General features: G+C 63.0%; 19 protein-coding genes and 1 pseudogene. 12 read left to right on the forward strand and 8 right to left on the reverse strand.

Annotation, left to right across the window (positions count from 1 at the left end):
- Positions 1-120: 120 nt before the first annotated feature.
- Together CW305_RS16460 and CW305_RS16465 are read right to left on the reverse strand one after the other, a co-directional pair.
- Positions 121-990: pseudogene (locus tag CW305_RS16460) on the reverse strand (TonB-dependent receptor plug domain-containing protein); the annotation flags it as partial.
- Between the two features lie 178 nt (positions 991-1,168).
- On the reverse strand, positions 1,169-1,873 hold the full coding sequence (locus CW305_RS16465) for an SIMPL domain-containing protein (protein WP_003302233.1): 705 nt from the start codon (positions 1,871-1,873) through the stop codon (positions 1,169-1,171).
- A 152-nt stretch (positions 1,874-2,025) separates the two neighbouring features.
- Here CW305_RS16465 and CW305_RS16470 point away from each other — a divergent pair, with 152 nt between their 5' ends.
- From CW305_RS16470 to CW305_RS16495, 6 genes are all read left to right on the forward strand, one after another.
- On the forward strand, positions 2,026-3,279 hold the full coding sequence (locus CW305_RS16470) for an ATP-binding protein (protein ID WP_003302234.1): 1,254 nt from the start codon (positions 2,026-2,028) through the stop codon (positions 3,277-3,279).
- 32 nt (positions 3,280-3,311) lie between these two features.
- Positions 3,312-3,872: a response regulator transcription factor gene (locus CW305_RS16475; protein WP_014821408.1), complete on the forward strand. Its 561-nt coding sequence runs from the start codon at positions 3,312-3,314 to the stop codon at positions 3,870-3,872.
- Positions 3,873-3,977: 105 nt separating this feature from the next.
- Entirely contained in the window at positions 3,978-4,919 is a 942-nt protein-coding gene (locus CW305_RS16480) for an AEC family transporter (protein ID WP_023445931.1), read from the forward strand.
- 186 nt (positions 4,920-5,105) lie between these two features.
- Positions 5,106-6,083, forward strand: a complete 978-nt coding sequence (locus CW305_RS16485) for a M23 family metallopeptidase (protein WP_104098433.1) — start codon at positions 5,106-5,108, stop codon at positions 6,081-6,083.
- The gene (locus CW305_RS16490; RefSeq protein WP_104098434.1) at positions 6,064-6,420 is read left to right on the forward strand and encodes a hypothetical protein; all 357 of its coding nucleotides are present in this window, start codon (positions 6,064-6,066) and stop codon (positions 6,418-6,420) included. The genes CW305_RS16485 and CW305_RS16490 overlap by 20 nt, the downstream gene beginning before the upstream one ends.
- Positions 6,421-6,438: 18 nt before the next feature.
- Positions 6,439-6,864: a bactofilin family protein gene (locus CW305_RS16495; protein WP_042922816.1), complete on the forward strand. Its 426-nt coding sequence runs from the start codon at positions 6,439-6,441 to the stop codon at positions 6,862-6,864.
- Between the two features lie 43 nt (positions 6,865-6,907).
- Here the strand turns inward: CW305_RS16495 and CW305_RS16500 are convergent, their stop codons facing one another.
- The 6 genes from CW305_RS16500 to gatC all read right to left on the reverse strand — a co-directional run bounded on the left by CW305_RS16500 (position 6,908) and on the right by gatC (position 12,940).
- Positions 6,908-7,993, reverse strand: coding sequence for a calcium/sodium antiporter (locus CW305_RS16500; protein WP_014821403.1), 1,086 nt, complete (start codon positions 7,991-7,993; stop codon positions 6,908-6,910).
- A 38-nt stretch (positions 7,994-8,031) separates the two neighbouring features.
- On the reverse strand, positions 8,032-9,117 hold the full coding sequence (locus CW305_RS16505; RefSeq protein WP_014821402.1) for a calcium/sodium antiporter: 1,086 nt from the start codon (positions 9,115-9,117) through the stop codon (positions 8,032-8,034).
- 67 nt (positions 9,118-9,184) lie between these two features.
- The gene (locus CW305_RS16510; protein ID WP_104098435.1) at positions 9,185-9,586 is read right to left on the reverse strand and encodes a septal ring lytic transglycosylase RlpA family protein; all 402 of its coding nucleotides are present in this window, start codon (positions 9,584-9,586) and stop codon (positions 9,185-9,187) included.
- A 140-nt stretch (positions 9,587-9,726) separates the two neighbouring features.
- On the reverse strand, positions 9,727-11,172 hold the full coding sequence (gatB, locus tag CW305_RS16515; protein ID WP_104098436.1) for an Asp-tRNA(Asn)/Glu-tRNA(Gln) amidotransferase subunit GatB: 1,446 nt from the start codon (positions 11,170-11,172) through the stop codon (positions 9,727-9,729).
- Between the two features lie 11 nt (positions 11,173-11,183).
- Entirely contained in the window at positions 11,184-12,635 is a 1,452-nt protein-coding gene (gatA, locus tag CW305_RS16520) for an Asp-tRNA(Asn)/Glu-tRNA(Gln) amidotransferase subunit GatA (RefSeq protein WP_104098660.1), read from the reverse strand.
- Between the two features lie 17 nt (positions 12,636-12,652).
- Entirely contained in the window at positions 12,653-12,940 is a 288-nt protein-coding gene (gene gatC, locus CW305_RS16525) for an Asp-tRNA(Asn)/Glu-tRNA(Gln) amidotransferase subunit GatC (RefSeq protein WP_014821398.1), read from the reverse strand.
- Between the two features lie 318 nt (positions 12,941-13,258).
- On the opposite strand from gatC, the gene mreB reads away from it, so the two are divergent.
- The 6 genes from mreB to rng all read left to right on the forward strand — a co-directional run bounded on the left by mreB (position 13,259) and on the right by rng (position 19,454).
- Entirely contained in the window at positions 13,259-14,296 is a 1,038-nt protein-coding gene (mreB, locus tag CW305_RS16530; protein WP_003302863.1) for a rod shape-determining protein MreB, read from the forward strand.
- Between the two features lie 126 nt (positions 14,297-14,422).
- Positions 14,423-15,400, forward strand: a complete 978-nt coding sequence (gene mreC, locus CW305_RS16535) for a rod shape-determining protein MreC (RefSeq protein ID WP_219819268.1) — start codon at positions 14,423-14,425, stop codon at positions 15,398-15,400.
- Positions 15,397-15,885: a rod shape-determining protein MreD gene (gene mreD, locus CW305_RS16540; RefSeq protein ID WP_014821395.1), complete on the forward strand. Its 489-nt coding sequence runs from the start codon at positions 15,397-15,399 to the stop codon at positions 15,883-15,885. The genes mreC and mreD overlap by 4 nt, the downstream gene beginning before the upstream one ends.
- A gap of 191 nt (positions 15,886-16,076) precedes the next feature.
- Positions 16,077-17,225 carry a PEGA domain-containing protein gene (locus CW305_RS16545; protein WP_044313742.1) on the forward strand — a complete coding sequence of 383 codons (1,149 nt, stop codon included), beginning with the start codon at positions 16,077-16,079 and terminating at the stop codon, positions 17,223-17,225.
- A gap of 95 nt (positions 17,226-17,320) precedes the next feature.
- Complete coding sequence (locus tag CW305_RS16550; protein ID WP_104098438.1) at positions 17,321-17,911, forward strand: Maf family protein; 591 nt, start codon at positions 17,321-17,323, stop codon at positions 17,909-17,911.
- Between the two features lie 85 nt (positions 17,912-17,996).
- On the forward strand, positions 17,997-19,454 hold the full coding sequence (rng, locus tag CW305_RS16555) for a ribonuclease G (RefSeq protein ID WP_104098439.1): 1,458 nt from the start codon (positions 17,997-17,999) through the stop codon (positions 19,452-19,454).
- Positions 19,455-19,479 lie beyond the last annotated feature (25 nt).

Genomic DNA, 19,479 nt, shown 5'->3' on the forward strand with positions numbered 1-19,479 from the left:
TCGGACGGCGTTAAGACAAAGCAGGCGGCGGGTTTGGCCATGTGGGTTATTAATCAGTGGCTTTGGAGTCGCGCCAGTATATCGATATGTTGTTAAATAAACGAACTACCCGCTCGGGACACTAGCCGGCGCGGTGCAAGCCCTGTTCAAGCCGTCGAGGGTGCCGAGCTGGCATTCGTCGTTGTTGTATGCCTGCCGTCCACGCTCGATATCCAGCGCGAAGTCATGGTCCTGATGCGGGGTCAGGGCCAGGCGGGCGCCGATGTTCTGGTTGCGACCGTCGACGGGCGAGGGACCGCGCTTGCTGACATCAATGCCATTGCCGTAACTCAGATCCGACTCCTGGCGATCGAACAGGCTGCCGCGAACCTGCAGGCCGAGCAGACCGTCGATCAGCGGACCACTGGCGTAGACACTGGTGTTGCGGGTGTCGCCGAAGTCGCGATCTTGCTGATAGGTGTAATCCTGTGTCACCGAGCCGGTCCACTCCTTGCCGACCTTGCGGGTGATGATGTTGATTACCCCGCCCATGGCGTCGGAGCCGTAGAGCGTCGACATCGGGCCACGGATCACTTCGATGCGCTCGATGGCCGACAGCGGCGGCATGAAGCTGGTGGAGGTTTCGTTGAAGCCGTTTGGCGTGACATTGCCTGCGGCGTTCTGTCGACGGCCGTCGATGAGGATCAGGGTGTACTGGCTGGGCATGCCGCGAATGCTGATGTTGAGCCCGCCGGTCTTGCCGGTGCCCTGGCCGATATCGATGCCTTCCACGTCGCCCAGTGCCTGCGCCAGGTTGTTGTAGCGCTTCTGCTGCAGGTCTTCACGGCTGATGACGCTGATGCTGGCCGGTGCTTCGGTGATCTTCTGTTCGAAGCCGGAGGCGCTGACGACCGTGTCGTTGAGCGTGACAGGCGCGTTCTGGGCGAGAGCCGTCCAGCTGCAGCCGATCATGGCGCAGAACAGGGCGGTACGTGCGAAGGGGATAGACATGCGGGCTCCTTGTAGCCGTCTCGTTGGCGCTCGCATGATAATCATTCGTAAACGAGAATTTAGAATTTACTGCATTAGTTTCTCATCTGGGTCGTCAAATCGGTTGCCAGCCCTTGCACAGCGCGGGCTGGGTATTTGTAAGCGAATATTTAGAAGTGGTCCGAACGGTCAGTTTCGGTCACGGCATCTGAACTTCGATGACGCCGTCGGCGTTGATCGTGACCTGGCGAGTGCCCGCTTCGATTTCGGGGATGGGTGCCGATTCCATCATGTCCATCTTCATCGCGCTGCTGCGCATGACAGGTTGAAATCCGCCGCCGTTGAGGTTGAGGCTCACCAGCTTGTAACCGCTGCCGCCGAGCGCCTCGGTCGCGAGTTGGGCGCGCGCCTGGAACGCGGCGACCGCCTCCTTGAGCAGGGCATCCTCGTTCTGCTTGCGGATCGGGTCGGAGACACTGAAGTGCATGCTGCTCATCTTCAGGCTCTTCATCAGCTCGGCGGTCAGCTTCGACAGGCTGGCAAAGTTGCCGCTCTCCAGGCGCAGTTCGGCATGCTCCCGCCAACCGGAGATCTGCTGGCCCTTGTCGTCATAGACTGGATAGCTGTTGCGGCTGCCCTGGCTGACGATCACATCCTTGCTCTGCCGAGCGGTCTGCAGCGCCTGGTTCAGCGCGCGGGTGGTCTCTGCCGCGAGCTGGGCGGGATCGTTGTGTTGTGCTTCGCTGTAGAGCGTGACGTGCATGCGGTCATGGGCCACTTCGCTGCTGACCTCGGCGCGCAGGGCGACCTGGTTGTAGCGTGGTTCCTCGGCCATGGCGGGCAGGCTGACGAGGCTGGTGATCAGCGCCATGAGGGCTGCGCTGCGGAAGAGAGTTGGCTGCATAACGGATCCTTGGCATGTGCACCGGCCGGTGCGATAGCGCAAGACTCTACCTGCGCCGGTGAATGTATGCAGCTGTCCGTGCGTCGAGTTGCCGCATTTCGGTTTGGCCGCCAGACGGCTTGGTTATACTCCGCCGAATTCTTGGAGACTCCATGTACACATCCGTCCCGCTGCTATCTGCCAGCCGGCAGAACCTTCGGCTTCTGACCCTTATTCGCATCGTGGTGCTGGCTGCACAGTCCGGCGCCGTGGGCGTGGCTTACGCGACGCAGATGCTGACGCTGCCTTGGCTGGCGCTGGGCATCACGCTGGCCGTGTCGGCGGTGCTCTGTCTGGGTACGGCACTGCGTTTGCGCGGCCCGTGGCCCGTCACCGAGCTGGAATACGCCGTGCATCTGGGCTGCGACCTGATGATCCACAGCGCGCTGCTGTACTACTCCGGCGGCTCGACCAATCCGTTCGTGTCCTACTACCTGGTGCCGCTGACCATCGCTGCGGCAACCCTGCCGTGGCTTTATTCCATCGTGCTTTCCGGTCTGGCGCTGCTGGGTTACACGCTGATGCTGGTCTGGTACGACCCGCTCACCCTGCCACCCTTCGAGCGGGCGACGCTGCAGGTTTACGGCATGTGGCTGAGTTTCGCGCTGGCGGCCGCGCTGATCACTTTCTTCGTCGCGCGCATGGCCGAACAGCTGCGCCGACAGGAACAGCAGCAGGCCCAGCGCCGCGAGGAGAGCATGCGTGACCAGCAACTGCTCGCCGTGGCCACCCAGGCCGCTGGCGCCGCTCATGAACTGGGCACGCCGCTGGCAACCATGAGCGTGCTGCTCAAGGAGTTGCGCCAGGAATACAAGGACCCGCAGCTGAGCGAGGATCTCGGCCTGCTGCAGTCGCAAGTCCAGCTCTGCAAGGAGAGCCTGCGTCAGCTGGTCCGCGCCGCCGAGGCAGACCGGCGCCAGGCGGTCGTCGAGCAGACCGCACGCGAATGGGTCGACTCGGTCCTGCAGCGCTGGCACCTGATGCGTCCAGAGGCAACATTCCGCTTCCAGTGCGTCGGCCTTGGCAGTGCGCCGAAGCTGATGCCGCCGGCTGACCTCAGCCAGTCGCTGCTCAATCTGTTGAACAACGCCACCGATGCCAGTCCCGAGGATCTGGAAATACGCCTGGACTGGGATCCGCAGTGGATCAAGCTGACCATCCGTGACCACGGCGCCGGTGTTCCGCTGGCCATCGCCGAGCAGATCGGCAGACCCTTCATCACGACCAAGGGCAAGGGTTTCGGCCTTGGTCTGTTTCTCAGTCAGGCCAGCGTCACCCGCGCCGGCGGCACGGTGAAGCTCTACAATCACGAAGAAGGTGGCACACTGACCGAACTGCGCCTACCGCATGGTTCGGTACGCGCCTGATCCTGATCGTGACCAATGCGAGGAATGCACAGATGACCGACGAGTTGCAGCAAGAGGGTGAAGAACAACCTCACCTGCTGTTGGTGGATGACGATCCGACGTTCACCCGGGTGATGGCGCGCGCCATGAGTCGCCGGGGCCTGCAGGTCAGCATTGCTGGTTCTGCTGAGGAGGGCCTGGCCCTGGCCAAGCAGGATATTCCTGACTACGCAGTGCTCGACCTTAAGATGGAAGGCGATTCGGGCCTGGTGCTGCTGCCCAAGTTGCTCGAGCTGGACCCCGAAATGCGGGTGTTGATCCTGACCGGTTACTCGAGCATCGCCACAGCGGTGGAAGCGATCAAGCGCGGCGCCTGCAATTACCTGTGCAAGCCTGCCGATGCCGACGACGTGCTCGCGGCATTGTTGTCGCAGCATGCCGATCTCGACAGCCTGGTGCCGGAAAATCCCATGTCGGTCGATCGCCTGCAGTGGGAGCATATCCAGCGGGTGCTCAGTGAGCACGACGGCAACATCTCCGCTACCGCCCGTGCCCTGGGCATGCATCGACGGACCTTGCAGCGCAAGCTACAGAAACGTCCGGTGCGACGCTAACCGGCGTCATCGTCTCGCGGGGGCGGCGTTGTCATCACACGACGCCCGAGCCCTCGCGTAACGCATGCTTTATGCTTGCGAGCTTTGTAGTTGCAGGCGTCTTCCATGCTCCCCCTCGTACTGCAAACCCTGAGCGTCACTGCGCCGGTGTTTGCCATGTTGTTTCTCGGTGTCGCGCTCAAGCGCCTCGGCTGGATCGACGCTGCGTTCGTGTATACGGCTTCGGCGCTGGTGTTCAGGGGCACCATGCCGACGCTGCTGTTCATCTCCATCATCAAGGCCGATCTGACAGCGGCGCTGCAGCCGGCACTGCTGCTCTATTTCGTGCTTGCCACAATTGCGACATTCATCGTGGCCTGGGTCTGGGCCTTGTGGCGTTGCCCAGCATCCGATCGCGGCGTATACGTGCAGGGCGCTTTTCGTGGCAACAACGGCATCGTCGGTCTGGCGCTGGCCAGCAGCCTCTACGGTGACTACGGCCTGTCGGTTGGCGGTGTGCTCGCCGGGGTGGTGATTCTGGTCTACAACAGCCTCTCGGCGATGGTGCTCGCCATCTACAGCCCGGATGGACAGGTCGGCCCGAAGGAAATTTTGCTTAGCATCCTGCGTAATCCACTGATCATTGGTGTGGTCGCGGCCGTTCCCTTCGCCTATTGGCAGATTGACTTGCCGGGCTGGCTGATGACCTCGGGCCAGTACTTTGCGCAGATGACCTTGCCACTGGCGCTCATCTGCATCGGCGCCACGCTGTCATTGGATGCGTTGCGCAAGAGCAGCGGCAGTGCGCTCAGTTCGAGCCTGATGAAGATGGTCTGGCTGCCTGCCCTCGCGACCCTGGGTGCTTGGGCCTACGGCTTTCGCGATGCGGAGCTGGGTATCCTGTTTCTCTACTTTGCCAGCCCAACGGCGGCGGCGAGTTTCGTCATGGCGCGCGCGGTCAATTCCAATCACCAGCTGGCCGCGACCATCATTGTCATCACGACGCTGATGGCAGCGCTGAGCATCAACGCCGGGCTGTTTCTGCTGGGCTGGCTGGGCTGGATCTAGTCGAGACCTTGGCTGCGATTCGCCGCGCCGTTCGTCGCCAATGCGGCTCTCAGCTTAAGAATCGCGTCGCGATGGTCGTAATCGGTCATCAGGCCTCAGAAAAAAAAGTGCATTTGCGTCAAATTGCCCTGGACGTTCAACGGCTTGCCTGGCGAGGCAGCCGCTCCGTGTTCTAGGGAATCTCTCATGGCATTTTTCACACCTTCGAGCCGCTCGCTGACGCGTGACGACATACGCGTGGTGAACCTGCGGCGCCTTGCGGTTCCGGGTTTTGCGCTGTTGCTGGTGCTGAGTCTGGGAAGCTTTGCCGGCGGTGTCTGGCTTGGCAGCGATCTGCGCAAGCCGCACCTGGCCACGCATCAGAGTGATGTACCCGTCGAGGATGAGGACCGCTTTGCCATCGCCCGGGTCGGCGAGGTGGTCGGCCGGTTGAAAACTCTCGAATCCGATCTGCTCGCCCTGCAGCAGATGATGGATCAACAGCGTGTTCTGCATGGCCAGCTGTCGGCGCTGGACCCGACGCTGTTGCCCGTGCTGGTGCCGGCACGCACGGACGGCGCAGGGCAGGGCGGCGCGCTGTTGCCGCCTCGGGGTTGTTCGGGGGAGCTGCTGGTCGATGCCGAGCGGCTGAGCCTTGCCGACCTGCAGCACAGCGAGACCTCTGCGCGCTGCATGCGGGTGACGCTGGACGGGCTGATGCAACAAGTGGCCGAGCGCAACGCGGCGCTCATGGCGATTCCGTCACGGCGACCGGTAGGCGAGGCACGGCTGGGCTCGGCATTCGGCAATCGCGTCGACCCCTTCCGCAAGAAACTGGCGTTCCATTCCGGGGTGGACTTCGCGTTGCGCAGCGGCTCCGACGTGGTCGCTGCGGCGGGAGGCCGGGTGCGCTTCGCCGGCTACCGAGGTGCCTACGGCAAACTGGTGGAGATCGACCATGGCAATCGCCTGGTCACGCGCTATGCCCACCTGTCGCGACTGGATGTTCGTCAGGGTGAGGTCGTCACGCCGGCACAGCGTATCGGTGCGGTGGGTTCGACAGGCCGATCCACTGGTCCTCATCTGCATTTCGAGGTGTTGCACAAGGGGCGCTTCGTCGACCCGCAGCGGTTCCTGGCCCTGGGTGATCTGGAGCGTGACAGCGATGGCCTGGCTGAGGACTAAACGCCCTTCCACGCGCGAGTTGCTACGCGCCGAGCACCGACTGCAAGCCGCGCGCAGCGCGCGCAGCGGACGTTGGCTGATCTTTGGACTGCTCTGTGTGATCGGCGCGCTGCTGTACCTGCGCAACCACGAGCAGGTGGCTCATGCACGGCAGGTCGAGGCGCTGACGCAGGACAGCCAGGCACTCAGGGCCGCGCTTGGGCAGAGCCGGTTGAAGCGCCAGGAAATCCGGGCCACCGAAGAGCAATTGCTAAGGCGTATAGCCACTCTCTCAGCGCAGGTCGAGCGGCTGCAGACCGATTTGGCCTTCTTCCGTCAGCAGAAGACGGCCCGTTAACTTTTTTTGGAGTAGATGATGTTTAACAAGAAGAAGCCGGTACCTCGCGTCACCATCGATCAGTTTTCCAGCCTGATCTCCGGCAACCTGTCCCTGATCGGGGATGTGACCTTCGAGGAAGGATTGAAGGTTAGCGGTGAAGTGCGCGGCGATGTCTGCCACAAGCCGGGCACGCACAGCCTGTTGGCGCTGAGTGCCGAGGGAAGAATCGAGGGCAACGTGAGCAGTTACGATGCGTTGATCGACGGCACCATCGTCGGCGATCTGGTGGTCGAGCATCTGCTCGAACTACATTCCAACGCGCGCGTGCGCGGGAACATCCGCTATCGCCAGTTGAGCATGGAGAACGGCGCGGTGGTCGACGGGACCCTCAACCGCATGGGTGACGAAGAGGAGAGTGCCCAGGTGTTCGAGTTGCCGCGGCCTCAGGTGCGTGAGGGCTGAGTGAAGGCGGGCCAGCCAGGCCCGCCGGTGGTTTGTCCTGTTGTCAGCGCTGGGTTTTCCAGGCGCGGCCGGCGATGACCAGCAGCGTGATCGCGGTCAGCGGCAGTGCATAGCCCAGCATGGCGTCGCCAAAGGTTTCCGCGAACGGGCGGCCGGTACTGGTCAGCACCAGGTACAGGGTGTAAGCCACGTAATAGGCGACGAACAGGGCGCCTTCCCAGCGCTTGATGCAGTAGCCGGCGAAGAAGATCGGCAGGCAGGCTACCGCTACCGCGATCATCACCGGGAAATCAAAGGCTAGCGCGTTCGAAGACACGCCGATCGCCTGCGGCGACACCAGCGAGGCCAGGCCGAGTACGCAGAGCAGATTGAAGATGTTGCTGCCAACGATGTTGCCGACGGCGATATCGCGCTCGCCGCGAAAGGCCGCCATGATCGAGGTGGCCAGTTCTGGCAGTGAGGTGCCGATGGCGATCACGGTCAGGCCAATGACCAACTCCGATAGGCCGAGCGCCCGGGCCAGGGCCACGGCGCCCTCGACGAGGAAATTGGAGCCCACCACCAGCAACACCAGGCCTGCGATCACCAGGCCAGCGTTGATCAGCCCAGCATGCGGCTTGGCCGGCTCATCCAGCCCGAACTCCTTGGCAAACTCGTCGTCGACTTCCGCAGCTTTTTCGCGGCGACTGCTTATGATCAGGAACAGCGTGTAGACCACTACCGCGGTGAACAGCAGTGCACCGTCGATACGGCTGAGTTCTCCGTCCCACGCCAGGCCGAAGGTCACCAGGCTGGCGCCGATCATGATCGGCACGTCCAGACGGATCAGTTGACGCGATACCACCAGTGGTGCGACCAGTGCGGTCATGCCGAGAATCAGCAGTACGTTGGCGATGTTGCTGCCCACGACGTTACCGATCGCGATGTCACCGCTGCCATTGAGTGCGGCCTGCACGCTGACGGCCGTCTCCGGCGCGCTGGTGCCGAAGGCGACCACGGTGAGGCCAATGACCAGTGGGGAGATGCCGAACTGGGCGGCGAGTTTGGCTGCACCTCGCACCAGGACCTCCGCGCCGGCAACGAGCAGCACCAGGCCGGCTATGAGGTAGACAAAGGTCATCAGGGTCACGATGGGGCGCTCCGCAAAAAATCCAGAAAGTGGGTGTTTCAGCGCTGGTGTTGCCAGGCGCGCAGGAAGATCACCAAAAGCGTGACGGCCGTCAAGGGGAACGCGAACCAGAGCATCGCGTCGCGCAGCAGCTCGATGGCACCCAGGCCGGTGGCGAACATCACCAGATACAGGGTGTAGGCCAGGTAATAGGCGAAAAACATCAGCCCTTCCCAGCGCCGGATGCAATACCCGGAAAAGAAAATCGGCAGGCAGGCGACGAACACGGCCAGCATTACCGGGAAGTCGAAGGACTGCGCATTGGGGGAAATGGACAGGCCTTCCGCGGCCACCGCGGCGCCGGCGCCGAGTACCAGCAGCAGGTTGAAGATGCAGCTGCCCACCACATTGCCGACAGCAATGTCGCGCTCCCCCTTGATGACCGCCAGCACCGAGGTCGCCAGCTCCGGCATCGAGGTGCCGACCGCAACCACCGTCAGGCCGATGACCAGCTCGGAAAGACCGAGCGCGCGCGCAAGGCCAACGGCACCTTCGATCAGCAGATTCGAGCCTCCCACCAGCAGCCCCAGGCCGAGCAGGATCAGCAGCAGCTGGAGCACCCAGGCATAAGGCTTGTCGCCAGCGTCCGGGCCGAACTCGGTGTCGAATTCATCGACGCCTGGTCCCGGCTTGTCCCGCTTGCTGGCGAGGACCAGAAACAGCGTGTAACCAATCAGGGCAACGAGCAGCAGGATACCGTCCAGTCGGCTGATGCTGCCGTTCCAGGCCAGTCCATAGCAGAGCAGGCCGGCGCCGATCATCACTGGCACATCGAGGCGGATCAGTTGCCGGGATACCACCAGCGGTGCGATCAGTGCGGAAATGCCGAGAATCAGCAGGATGTTCGCGATGTTGCTGCCGATCACGTTGCCTACTGCGATGTCACCGCTGCCATTAAGCGACGCCTGCACGCTGACGGCTGTTTCCGGGGCGCTGGTGCCGAAGGCCACCACCGTCAATCCGATGATCAGGGGCGGAATGCCGAAGCGGCTGGCCAGTTTGGCCGCGCCGCGTACCAGCGCTTCGGCACCGACGACGAGCAGTACCAGGCCGCTGATGAGGTAGCCAAAGGTAATCAGCGACATGCGGGCGCTCCCTTGGCTGGGGTAGCGCAGTCTGTGCTCTGTGACATCACTGCAGGTGCCTGTTCCTTCATGGGAGGGTTTCGATACGCACGCGGATCACGCCGGTCTTGAGCATGTCCAGTTGTGCCGCCGCGGCGCGGGAAAGGTCGATGATGCGGCCGCGGCTAAATGGTCCGCGGTCGTTGATACGTACCACCACCTGCTTGCCGTTCTGCTCGTTGGTGACCCGCACCCGCGTGCCGAAAGGCAGGCTGCGATGAGCGGCCACCAGCGCGTTCTGATCATGGGTTTCGCCGTTGGCGGTGCGCTGGCCGTGATGCATCCGCGCGTAATAGGAGGCCTTGCCGCTCTGGCTGAAGCGCTCTTGCGTGGTCGGTGGTGCCTTGGCGGGTTGAGCCGGCTGGCGATCTGCGCAGCCGCTGACCAGCAAGGCCAGCAACAATAGGGCGGTGAAGCGTGTCAGGCGCATGAACAATCCTTCCGTTGGGTCGATCGCTGAGTCGGCGATGGCCCGCGGCAGGTGTCATGACGTTGTGGCGATGCCGGGAGCGGTGATGCAGCGATGTCCGCGGTTGCAGCAGGGGCAACCGCGGAGGGCCATCGCTCAGCTTAGCCTTCGAGTTTTTTCTTCAGCAGTTGGTTCACCTGGCCAGGGTTGGCCTTGCCCTTGGAAGCCTTCATCGCCTGGCCGACGAAGAAGCCGAACATCTTGCCACGCTTGGCTTCGTCGCTGGCGCGGTACTGTTCGACCTGCTCGGCATTCGCTGCCAGCACTTCGTCCAGCATCGACTCGATGGCGCCGGAATCAGTGACCTGCTTGAGGCCCTTCTTCTCGATGATCTCGTCAGCCGAACCTTCGCCGGCCGCCATCGCCTCGAAGACCATCTTGGCGATCTTGCCGCTGATGGTGTTGTCCTTGATGCGCAGGATCATGCCGCCCAGCTGCTCGGCGCTAACCGGTGACTGCTCGATCTCCAGGGCTTCCTTGTTGAGCAGGCTGGACAGCTCGCCCATCACCCAGTTGGCGGCCAGCTTGGCGTCGCCGCAGGTGCTGTTGACCTGTTCGAAGTAGTTGGCCAGTTCGCGGCTGGCAGAGAGTACGCTGGCGTCGTAGGCGGACAGGCCGAACTCGCGCTCGAAGCGCTCGCGCTTCTGCACCGGCAGTTCCGGCAGGCTGGCGCGGACTTCGTCGAGGAAGCTCTGCTCGATCACCACCGGTAGCAGGTCGGGGCAGGGGAAGTAGCGGTAGTCGTTGGCTTCTTCCTTGCTGCGCATGGAGCGCGTCTCGTCCTTGTTCGGGTCGTACAGGCGGGTTTCCTGCACCACCTTGCCGCCGTCCTCGATCAGCTCGATCTGCCGCTGCACTTCGTGGTTGATGGCTTTTTCGATAAAGCGGAACGAGTTGACGTTCTTGATTTCGGCGCGGGTGCCGAACTCGGCCTGGCCCTTGGGACGTACCGAAACGTTGCAGTCGCAGCGCAGCGAACCTTCGGCCATGTTGCCGTCGCAGATGCCCAGGTAGCGCACCAGGGCGTGGATCGCCTTGACATAGGCCACGGCTTCCTTGGCCGAGCGGATGTCCGGCTCGGAGACGATTTCCAGCAGCGGCGTGCCGGCGCGGTTCAGGTCGATGCCGCTCATGCCGTGGAAGTCTTCGTGCAGGCTCTTGCCGGCGTCCTCTTCCAGGTGCGCGCGGGTGATGCCGATGCGCTTGGTCGTGCCGTCTTCCAGGGTGATGTCGAGGAAGCCCTTGCCGACGATGGGATGGTCCATCTGGCTGGTCTGGTAGCCCTTGGGCAGGTCGGGGTAGAAGTAGTTCTTGCGCGCGAAGACGTTCTTCGGCGCGATCTCGGCATCGATCGCCAGGCCGAACTTGCAGGCCATGCGCACGGCTTCGGCATTGAGCACCGGCAGGGTGCCGGGCATGCCGAGGTCGACCAGGCTGGCCTGGGTGTTGGGCTCGGCGCCGAAGGTGGTGGCGCTGCCGGAAAAGATCTTCGACTGGGTCGCGAGCTGTGCGTGGATCTCCAGCCCGATCACGGTTTCCCATTGCATCTTCAATCTCCTCAGAATCCGGCCGGGGCGCGCATGTGCCAATCGGTGACTTGTTGATACTGGTGCGCCACATTGAGCAGGCGCGCTTCCTGGAAGTACGGCGCCAGCAGTTGCACACCTACCGGCAAGCCATCAATGAAGCCGGCCGGCATCGACAGGCCCGGAATGCCCGCCAGGTTGGCGGTGATGGTGTAGATGTCTTCCAGATAGGCCGAAACCGGATCGGCGTTCTTCTCGCCCAGCTTCCAGGCCAGGTTCGGCGTGGTCGGGCCGAGGATCACGTCGACCTGCTCGAAGGCAGCGACGAAGTCCTGCTTGATCAGACGGCGGATTTTCTGCGCCTTGAGGTAGTAAGCATCGTAGTAACCGGCGGACAGCGCGTAGGTGCCGACCATGATGCGCCGCTTGACCTCGTCGCCGAAGCCTTCGGCGCGCGAGCGCTTGTAGAGGTCGGTGAGGTCGACCGGGTTTTCGCAGCGATAGCCGAAGCGTACGCCATCGAAACGCGAGAGGTTGGAAGAGGCCTCGGCTGGCGCGATCACGTAGTAGGAAGGAATCGCATGCTGCATGTTCGGCAGGCTGATTTCCTTGACCGTGGCGCCGAGCTTCTTCAGTTCCTCGACGGATGCCATGACGGCGTCAGCGATCTTCGGATCGAGGCCGGCGCCGAAGTACTCCTTCGGCAGGCCGATGCGCAGACCGGCGAGCGGCTGGCTCAGCGCGGCGAGGTAATCGTCCAGCGGCTGGTCGACGCTGGTGGAGTCCTTGGCGTCGAAACCGGCCATTGCCGACAGCAGCAGCGCGCAGTCTTCGGCCGTGCGTGCCATCGGGCCGCCCTGATCGAGACTCGATGCGTAGGCGACCATGCCCCAGCGCGATACCCGGCCGTAGGTCGGCTTGAGGCCGGTGAGGTTGGTCAGCGCAGCCGGCTGGCGGATCGAACCGCCGGTGTCGGTGCCGGTCGCGGCAGGCAACAGTCGTGCGGCGATGGCCGCGGCGGAACCGCCGGAGGAGCCGCCGGGTACCCGGGTCAGGTCCCAGGGGTTCTTCACCGCGCCGTAATAGCTCGACTCGTTGGCAGAGCCCATGGCGAATTCGTCCATGTTCAGCTTGCCGAGGGTAACCGTGCCGGCAGCTGCGAGCCGTTCCACCACGGTGGCATCGTAGGGCGCATTGAAGTTGTCGAGAATCTTCGAGCCGCAGCTGGTGCGGATGCCCTGGGTGCAGAACAGGTCCTTGTGGCCGATCGGTGCGCCGAGCAGGGCGCCGTTCTCGCCGGCGGCGCGACGCGCGTCGGCGGCCTTGGCCTGTGCGAGGGCAAGCTCGTCGGTCACGCTGATAAACGCGTTGAGCTGCGGGTCGAGCTGCTCGATGCGGGCCAGCAGGGTGCGCGTCAGTTCCTCGGCGGAGAAGTGCTTCTCGGCGAGGTTGCGGGCGATCTCGGCAAGCGTCAGGTTGTGCATGTCGGAATCCTTCATCATCACTCGATCACTCGCGGAACCAGATAGAGGCCTTCTTCCACGGCGGGTGCGATGGCCTGGTAGGCATCACGCTGGTTGCTCTCGGTGACTGCATCGGCACGCAGGCGCTGGGTGGTTTCCAGCGGGTGGGCCAGCGGCTCGATACCAGTGGTGTCGACCGCCTGCATGCGGTCGATCAGGCCGAGGATATTGTTGAGGGTCTCGGTGGTGCGGGGCAGGTCGGCTTCAGACAGGCCCAGGCGGGCCAGATGAGCGATCTTCTCCACCTCGGTGCGTTCAAGCGCCATCGGGTATCTCCAGCGGAAAGCGAATCGGGACTGCACCTTCCGTCGACTGGACGGGGTGCATGGCAGCACGGGACGAGCCGCGGCAATGGGCTTTCTGGCCCGGAAAAGCCGTCAATCTTACATGCCCGAGGCGGTTATCGGTAGCGTGGACGCGGTGCGCGGCCTTAGGATGAGTGGCGACCACCGTCATGCGACCTGGCACGCAATGCCTCATTTCTGGCGCCACGCGGGCGGACTCTCGCCTTGCCCTAACTTCGCACCATTGTTAGAGTTTGCGGCACTTTTTTCCCCACGCGTTTGCCCCAGGGCCCTTTTCCCATGTTCAAGAAACTGCGTGGCATGTTTTCCAGTGATCTGTCGATCGACCTGGGCACTGCCAATACCCTTATTTATGTGCGCGATCGCGGCATTGTTCTCGACGAACCCTCTGTAGTCGCCATTCGTAGCCACGGCAACCAGAAGAGCGTTGTCGCCGTCGGCACCGAGGCCAAGCGCATGCTGGGCCGTACCCCGGGCAACATCAACGCGATCCGTCCGATGAAGGACGGTGTGATCGCCGACTTCAGCGTCTGCGAGAAGATGCTGCAGTACTTCATCAACAAGGTGCACGAGAACAGCTTCCTGCAGCCCAGCCCGCGCGTGCTGATCTGCGTGCCCTGCAAGTCGACCCAGGTCGAGCGTCGTGCCATTCGTGAGTCCGCACTCGGCGCCGGTGCTCGCGAAGTGTTCCTGATCGAGGAACCGATGGCCGCTGCGATCGGTGCCGGTCTGCCGGTGGACGAGGCCCGCGGCTCCATGGTCGTGGACATCGGTGGAGGTACCACCGAGATCGCGCTGATCTCCCTCAACGGCGTGGTCTACGCCGAATCCGTGCGAGTCGGCGGTGATCGTTTCGACGAATCCATCGTGACCTACGTGCGTCGCAACTACGGCAGCCTGATCGGCGAATCCACTGCCGAGCGCATCAAGCAGGAAATCGGTACCGCCTTCCCGGGCGGCGAGGTCCGCGAAGTGGACGTCCGTGGCCGCAACCTGGCCGAAGGCGTGCCGCGCAGCTTCACCCTGAATTCCAACGAAGTGCTCGAAGCCCTGCAGGAATCGCTGGCGACCATCGTTCAAGCGGTCAAGAGCGCGCTGGAGCAATCTCCGCCGGAGCTGGCCTCCGACATCGCCGAGCGCGGCTTGGTACTGACTGGCGGCGGCGCGCTGCTGCGTGATCTGGACAAGCTGCTCGCCCAGGAGACCGGTCTGCCGGTGATCGTCGCCGAGGAGCCGCTGACCTGCGTCGCCCGTGGCGGTGGTCGCGCGCTGGAGATGATGGATCGTCACGCCATGGACCTGCTGTCCACGGAGTGAGCCTGCGCCGCTGTGCTCATGACAAGCCGAAAGATCCGGTCGCACCGGCTTTCGGCTTGTCGCGTTTAGTCTCAAGCTTTTACTCGTGAGGTAGTTGCAATCAAGCCGCTATTTGCCAAGGGACCTTTGCTCGGTGTGCGCCTGCTGGTGTTCGTCGTGCTTTGTGTCGTGCTGATGGTGGTGGATGCACGCTTCGACGCGCTGAAGACGGTACGCAGCCAGATGGGGCTGGTACTGACGCCGTTCTACTGGGTCGCCGACATGCCGGTGCGGATCTGGAGAGGTGCGACCGAGCAGATCGCCAGTAGCAGCAGCCTGATGGCCGAGAACGAGAAGCTCAAGGCCGAGGCGCTGCTGATGCAGCGGCGCCTGCAGAAGCTGGCGATGCTCACCGAGCAGAACGTGCGCCTGCGCGAGTTGCTCAACTCGGCGGCGCTGGTGGATGACAAGGTCATCGTCGCCGAGCTGATCGGGCTCGACCCGAACCCGTTCACCCATCGCATCCTGATCGACAAGGGCGAGAAGGACGGCGTCTTCATGGGGCAGCCGGTGCTCGATGCCAGTGGCCTGATGGGGCAGGTCGTCGAGGTGCTGCCGTATGCCGCGCGCGTGCTGCTGCTGACCGATGTCACCCATAGCATTCCGGTGCAGGTCAACCGCAACGGACTGCGTGCGATCGCCGTGGGCACCGGCAATCCCGACTATCTCGAGCTGCGCCATGTGGCCGAAACGGCTGATGTCAAAGCAGGAGATTTGCTGGTCAGTTCCGGGCTCGGTCAGCGATTCCCTAGCGGCTATCCGGTGGCGCAGGTGACCGAGGTGGTGCACGGCTCCGGCCAGCCGTTCGCCATCGTACGTGCGGTGCCGACCGCCATGCTCAATCGCAGCCGCTATCTGATGCTGGTCTTCAGCGATTCGCGGACGCCGGAAGAGCGGGCCGCCGACGCTGCCGAGGCCCAGGCCGATGCCGATCAGAAAGCCGCTGCCGAAGGCGCGCAGGCAGCCGCACCTGCACCCGCTGCTGAGGCGGGGGCTGAAACGAGCGATTCCGAGCAGGCGCCCGCCGCTTCGTCGTCGACAACGGTATCGGAGGAGGCGCAATGATCAGCGGGCGGCCAAATAATGGATGGGTCATCTGGTTCAGCCTGACGATCGCGCTGCTGCTCAGCGTCGCGCCCATGCCCGGCAGCGCGGAGATCGCACGGCCGCTATGGCTGGGGTTGGTCATCGCCTTCTGGTCGTTGGTTCTGCCGCATCGCGGTGGGCTGGGCGCCGCGTTCTGTTTCGGGCTCGCGCAGGACGTGCTGGCCGGCACGCTGTTCGGCCAGAGCGCCTTGCCGCTGATCCTGATCGCTTTTCTGGTGCTGAGCCTGCAACAACGCCTGCGCATGTTTCCGCTATGGCAGCAGAGCATGGTGCTGCTGGTTGTGCTCGGCCTCGCCCAGTTGGTGCAGCTCTGGCTGAACACGCTGACCGGTAATCGGCCGCCGACGCTGTTGTTCCTCGTGCCTGTGCCGGTCAGCGCATTGCTCTGGCCTTGGGTTTATGTCGCGTTGCAGGGGCTGCGTCAGCGATTTGCGGTGTATTGATCAACGCCGGTCAATTTCTTCGCCGTACTCTGAGCTGAAAGATCAGACGTTTTATATGGGTTTGTGCCGCCGGGCACGGCTTACGCCTTGCTGCTCCAAAGCAATTCTGAAATCATGCTGCCGCTATGGCGTTCCGCCATTACTGGTTTCTGCTTCAGAAGACGATAAGCACAACAGCACGGGCGATGAGTATGGAAGCTGGCAGTTCGATTTTTTCCAGGCCGCAAGGCTCTCGTGGCGCCCGTGCGGTGCTGGCTGCCGGCGCGGTAGGGTCGCTGCTGATGACGCTGGTCATGAGCACTGGTTACTCTCAGGCCGATAGCGCCCCGCAGGCCCCTCAGTTGGCCAAGCTGTCGGCCCCAGATACGCTCTCCACCGTTGCCGCTTCCTCTGAGTCCGCTGCCGATTCGCCTCGCGCCGAGCAGCTGGCCGGCAAGATTGCAGAGCTCGACGCCATCCTCCTTGAAAAGCAGAAGCTTGAAGATGCGCTGCGGGCCGAGAAGAGCGAGCTCGCTGCCGTGCAATTGCAGCTGGCCAACAGCAAGAAGCTGATTCGCCTGGAGGTCGACGACTTCCTCGGTCAGAGCGCCGAGCGCAAGCGTCTCGATGAGCTGCTGGACGAGCACAAACGTAGTGCCGAGGCCGAGAAAGCCATTGGCGAACGCGTCGAAGCTCTGGAGAAGGATCTCGGCAGCCAGCACCTGAAGTTCTCGCTTGCCGCGCGTGACGTCGATCGTCTCAAGACCCAGCTGGCGGCCGAGGTTCGCGAGCGCAACAGCAAGAAGATTCAGGCCATTGCCCGCAAGCTGGACAAGACCATTCGCTTCGAGCAGTCGGTTTCGTTCCGCTGTTCCGCCAGCAAGAGCCTCGCGGCCTGCCTGGCCGAGCACCGCAACGATGGTCAGATGTCGCAATGGGTGCTGGAAAACTACCAGCGTGTGCTGGCCGAGGATATCCGCGAGCAGGTTGCCGATGTCGAACTGGATACCGCCTGGTACCGCTACCGCACACGTACCGACTTCGCCCAGGCAAGCATGAGCCTGGACGGCACCGTCAATGCGCAGATGAACGTCGAGGCGACCATCACGGCGAAGAAGATGATGCCGTGCGCGATTCTCGATGTGCCCTACGAGCAATGCGACAGCAAGACCCACTCGCTGATCGTACGCAGCAACAAGTACGACGATCGGGTCCGCATCAACGACCAGGAGCATGGCGCCACGCCGGTTTCGCTGGTGCTTGACAGCGGTGTCTATGACATTCAGGTCACCTCCGGTGGCATTACCCAGAAGCGCACGCTGTCGCTCAAGGGTGATCAGGTGGTCAACTTCAAGTTCTGATCCATGCCCGGCGTAGTCCTTACGCCGGTCCTCTGCGCCTTCCTCGACGTACCCCGGATATGCGACGCTGTCGCTTTACCGTCTGAGGAACTGCCATGGGCGCTCTGTTTCTTGCCTCGGCATCACCCCGCCGCCGCGAATTGCTCGCGCAGATCGGCGTGCCGTTTTCTCTCGTCGGCGTGTCCGTCGATGAAACGCCCTCGCCAACCGAGTCGCCCGAGGCGTATGTCGAGCGCGTTGCGCGCGACAAGGCGCTCGCCGGGCTCGTCAGTCTGGGGGATCGCGACGGCTGCGTGCTGGGTGCCGACACCAGCGTGGTGCTCGATCAGCATATTCTCGGCAAGCCTGCCGACCGTGCCGACGGGCTCGCCATGCTGGCGGCGTTATCCGGGCGTACGCACCGGGTCATGACCGCCGTCGCGCTGGCCAGTCGAAGTGCCTGCGAGGTGCGTGTGGTCATCAGCGAGGTGACCTTCCGTACCATCTACGAAGCCGAAGCCGAACGCTATTGGGATAGCGCAGAGCCGGCGGACAAGGCGGGCGGTTACGCCATCCAGGGCTGGGGCGCGGTGTTCGTCAGCCAGTTGCACGGCAGCTATTCGGCGGTGGTTGGCCTGCCGTTATGTGAAACGGCGCAGCTGATCGACGCCTTCGGACTTCCACGTTGGACCAAAGGCTCAAGCTAGAGCCCGTGGCTTCGGCGCGCAGGCCGGTTAGAATCGACTCAACCACCAGCTAGCGCTGCACATCAAGCCACCGCCGAGAACAACAATGAGCGAAGAAATCCTGATGAACATCACCCCCATGGAGTCGCGGGTGGCGGTGGTGGAGAACGGTGTCCTGCAGGAGGTGCATGTCGAGCGCACCCAGCGCCGCGGCATCGTCGGCAACATCTACAAAGGCAAGGTGGTGCGCGTCCTGCCGGGGATGCAGGCGGCGTTCGTCGACATAGGGCTGGATCGCGCCGCGTTCATCCACGCTTCCGAGATTTCCGCCCGCGAGGGAAATGCGGTCGAGCCGATCAACGCCCTGGTTCACGAAGGCCAGAGTCTGGTGGTGCAGGTCACCAAGGACCCCATTGGCACCAAGGGCGCGCGCCTGACCACACAGCTGTCGATCCCATCGCGCTACCTGGTGTACATGCCGCGCACCAGCCATGTCGGCATTTCCCTGCGTATCGAAGATGAAGCCGAGCGCGAGCGGCTCAAGCAGGTCGTTGCCCAATGCGTTGAGGCAGAGGGCATCCAGGAAGCCGGTGGCTTCATCCTGCGTACCGCGGCTGAAGGGGCCGGCAGCGACGAGATACTCATGGATATCCGCTATCTGCGCCGTCTGTGGGAGCAGATCGCCAGTCAGATCAAGACCGTCGAAGCGCCCACGGTAATCTACGAAGACCTCTCTCTGGCCATGCGGACCCTGCGTGATCTGGTCAATCCGCGGATCGAGAAGATCCGTATCGATTCGCGGGAGAATTTCCAGAAGGTCACCCAGTTCGTCGGCGAGCTGATGCCCGAGCTGGGCGACCGCCTCGAACACTATCCGGGCGAGCGGCCGATCTTCGATCTCTATGGCGTCGAGGACGAGATCCAGAAGGCGCTGGAGCGCAAGGTCATGCTCAAGTCCGGCGGTTACCTGATCATCGATCCGGCCGAGGCGATGACCACCATCGACGTCAACACCGGTGCATTCGTCGGTCATCGCACGCTGGAAGAAACCATTTTCAAGACCAATCTCGAGTCGGCCACTGCCATTGCCCGCCAGCTCAGGCTGCGCAATCTGGGCGGCATCATCATCATCGACTTCATCGACATGGAGGACGAGGAGCATCGTCGCCAGGTCCTGCGCACGCTGGAGAAGCAGCTCGAGCGCGATCACGCCAAGACCAACATCATCGGCATCACCGAACTCGGCCTGGTGCAGATGACCCGCAAGCGCACCCGCGAAAGCCTCGAACAGGTGCTGTGCGAACCCTGCATGTGCTGTCAGGGGCGCGGCAAGCTGAAGACGCCGGAGACCGTCTGCTACGAGATATTCCGCGAGATCCTGCGTGAGGCGCGGGCCTACCAGGCGGAAGGCTATCGGGTGCTGGCCAATCAGAAGGTGATCGATCGTCTGCTCGACGAGGAGTCGGGCAATGTCGCCGACCTGGAGGCCTTTATCGGTCGCTCGATCAAGTTCCAGGTGGAAAGCATGTACTCCCAGGAACAGTACGACGTGGTGTTGCTCTGAACAATGGTAGACCCGGCCGCAAGGG

Origin of the sequence: Stutzerimonas kunmingensis, assembly GCF_002929225.1 — a bacterium.
In the GTDB taxonomy this organism is placed as follows: domain Bacteria; phylum Pseudomonadota; class Gammaproteobacteria; order Pseudomonadales; family Pseudomonadaceae; genus Stutzerimonas.

Excerpts from the sequence above, each read along its gene's own strand:
- CW305_RS16475 (WP_014821408.1), top strand. The coding sequence starts at position 3,312 with ATGACCGACGAGTTGCAGCAAGAGGGTGAAGAACAACCTCACCTGCTG.
- CW305_RS16505 (WP_014821402.1), bottom strand. The coding sequence starts at position 9,117 with ATGTCGCTGATTACCTTTGGCTACCTCATCAGCGGCCTGGTACTGCTC.
- mreB (WP_003302863.1), top strand. The coding sequence starts at position 13,259 with ATGTTCAAGAAACTGCGTGGCATGTTTTCCAGTGATCTGTCGATCGAC.
- CW305_RS16510 (WP_104098435.1), bottom strand. The coding sequence starts at position 9,586 with ATGCGCCTGACACGCTTCACCGCCCTATTGTTGCTGGCCTTGCTGGTC.
- CW305_RS16545 (WP_044313742.1), top strand. The coding sequence starts at position 16,077 with ATGGAAGCTGGCAGTTCGATTTTTTCCAGGCCGCAAGGCTCTCGTGGC.
- CW305_RS16470 (WP_003302234.1), top strand. The coding sequence starts at position 2,026 with ATGTACACATCCGTCCCGCTGCTATCTGCCAGCCGGCAGAACCTTCGG.
- mreD (WP_014821395.1), top strand. The coding sequence starts at position 15,397 with ATGATCAGCGGGCGGCCAAATAATGGATGGGTCATCTGGTTCAGCCTG.
- gatB (WP_104098436.1), bottom strand. The coding sequence starts at position 11,172 with ATGCAATGGGAAACCGTGATCGGGCTGGAGATCCACGCACAGCTCGCG.
- CW305_RS16495 (WP_042922816.1), top strand. The coding sequence starts at position 6,439 with ATGTTTAACAAGAAGAAGCCGGTACCTCGCGTCACCATCGATCAGTTT.
- gatC (WP_014821398.1), bottom strand. The coding sequence starts at position 12,940 with ATGGCGCTTGAACGCACCGAGGTGGAGAAGATCGCTCATCTGGCCCGC.
- rng (WP_104098439.1), top strand. The coding sequence starts at position 17,997 with ATGAGCGAAGAAATCCTGATGAACATCACCCCCATGGAGTCGCGGGTG.
- CW305_RS16490 (WP_104098434.1), top strand. The coding sequence starts at position 6,064 with ATGGCCTGGCTGAGGACTAAACGCCCTTCCACGCGCGAGTTGCTACGC.
- CW305_RS16465 (WP_003302233.1), bottom strand. The coding sequence starts at position 1,873 with ATGCAGCCAACTCTCTTCCGCAGCGCAGCCCTCATGGCGCTGATCACC.
- gatA (WP_104098660.1), bottom strand. The coding sequence starts at position 12,635 with ATGCACAACCTGACGCTTGCCGAGATCGCCCGCAACCTCGCCGAGAAG.
- CW305_RS16485 (WP_104098433.1), top strand. The coding sequence starts at position 5,106 with ATGGCATTTTTCACACCTTCGAGCCGCTCGCTGACGCGTGACGACATA.
- CW305_RS16550 (WP_104098438.1), top strand. The coding sequence starts at position 17,321 with ATGGGCGCTCTGTTTCTTGCCTCGGCATCACCCCGCCGCCGCGAATTG.
- CW305_RS16480 (WP_023445931.1), top strand. The coding sequence starts at position 3,978 with ATGCTCCCCCTCGTACTGCAAACCCTGAGCGTCACTGCGCCGGTGTTT.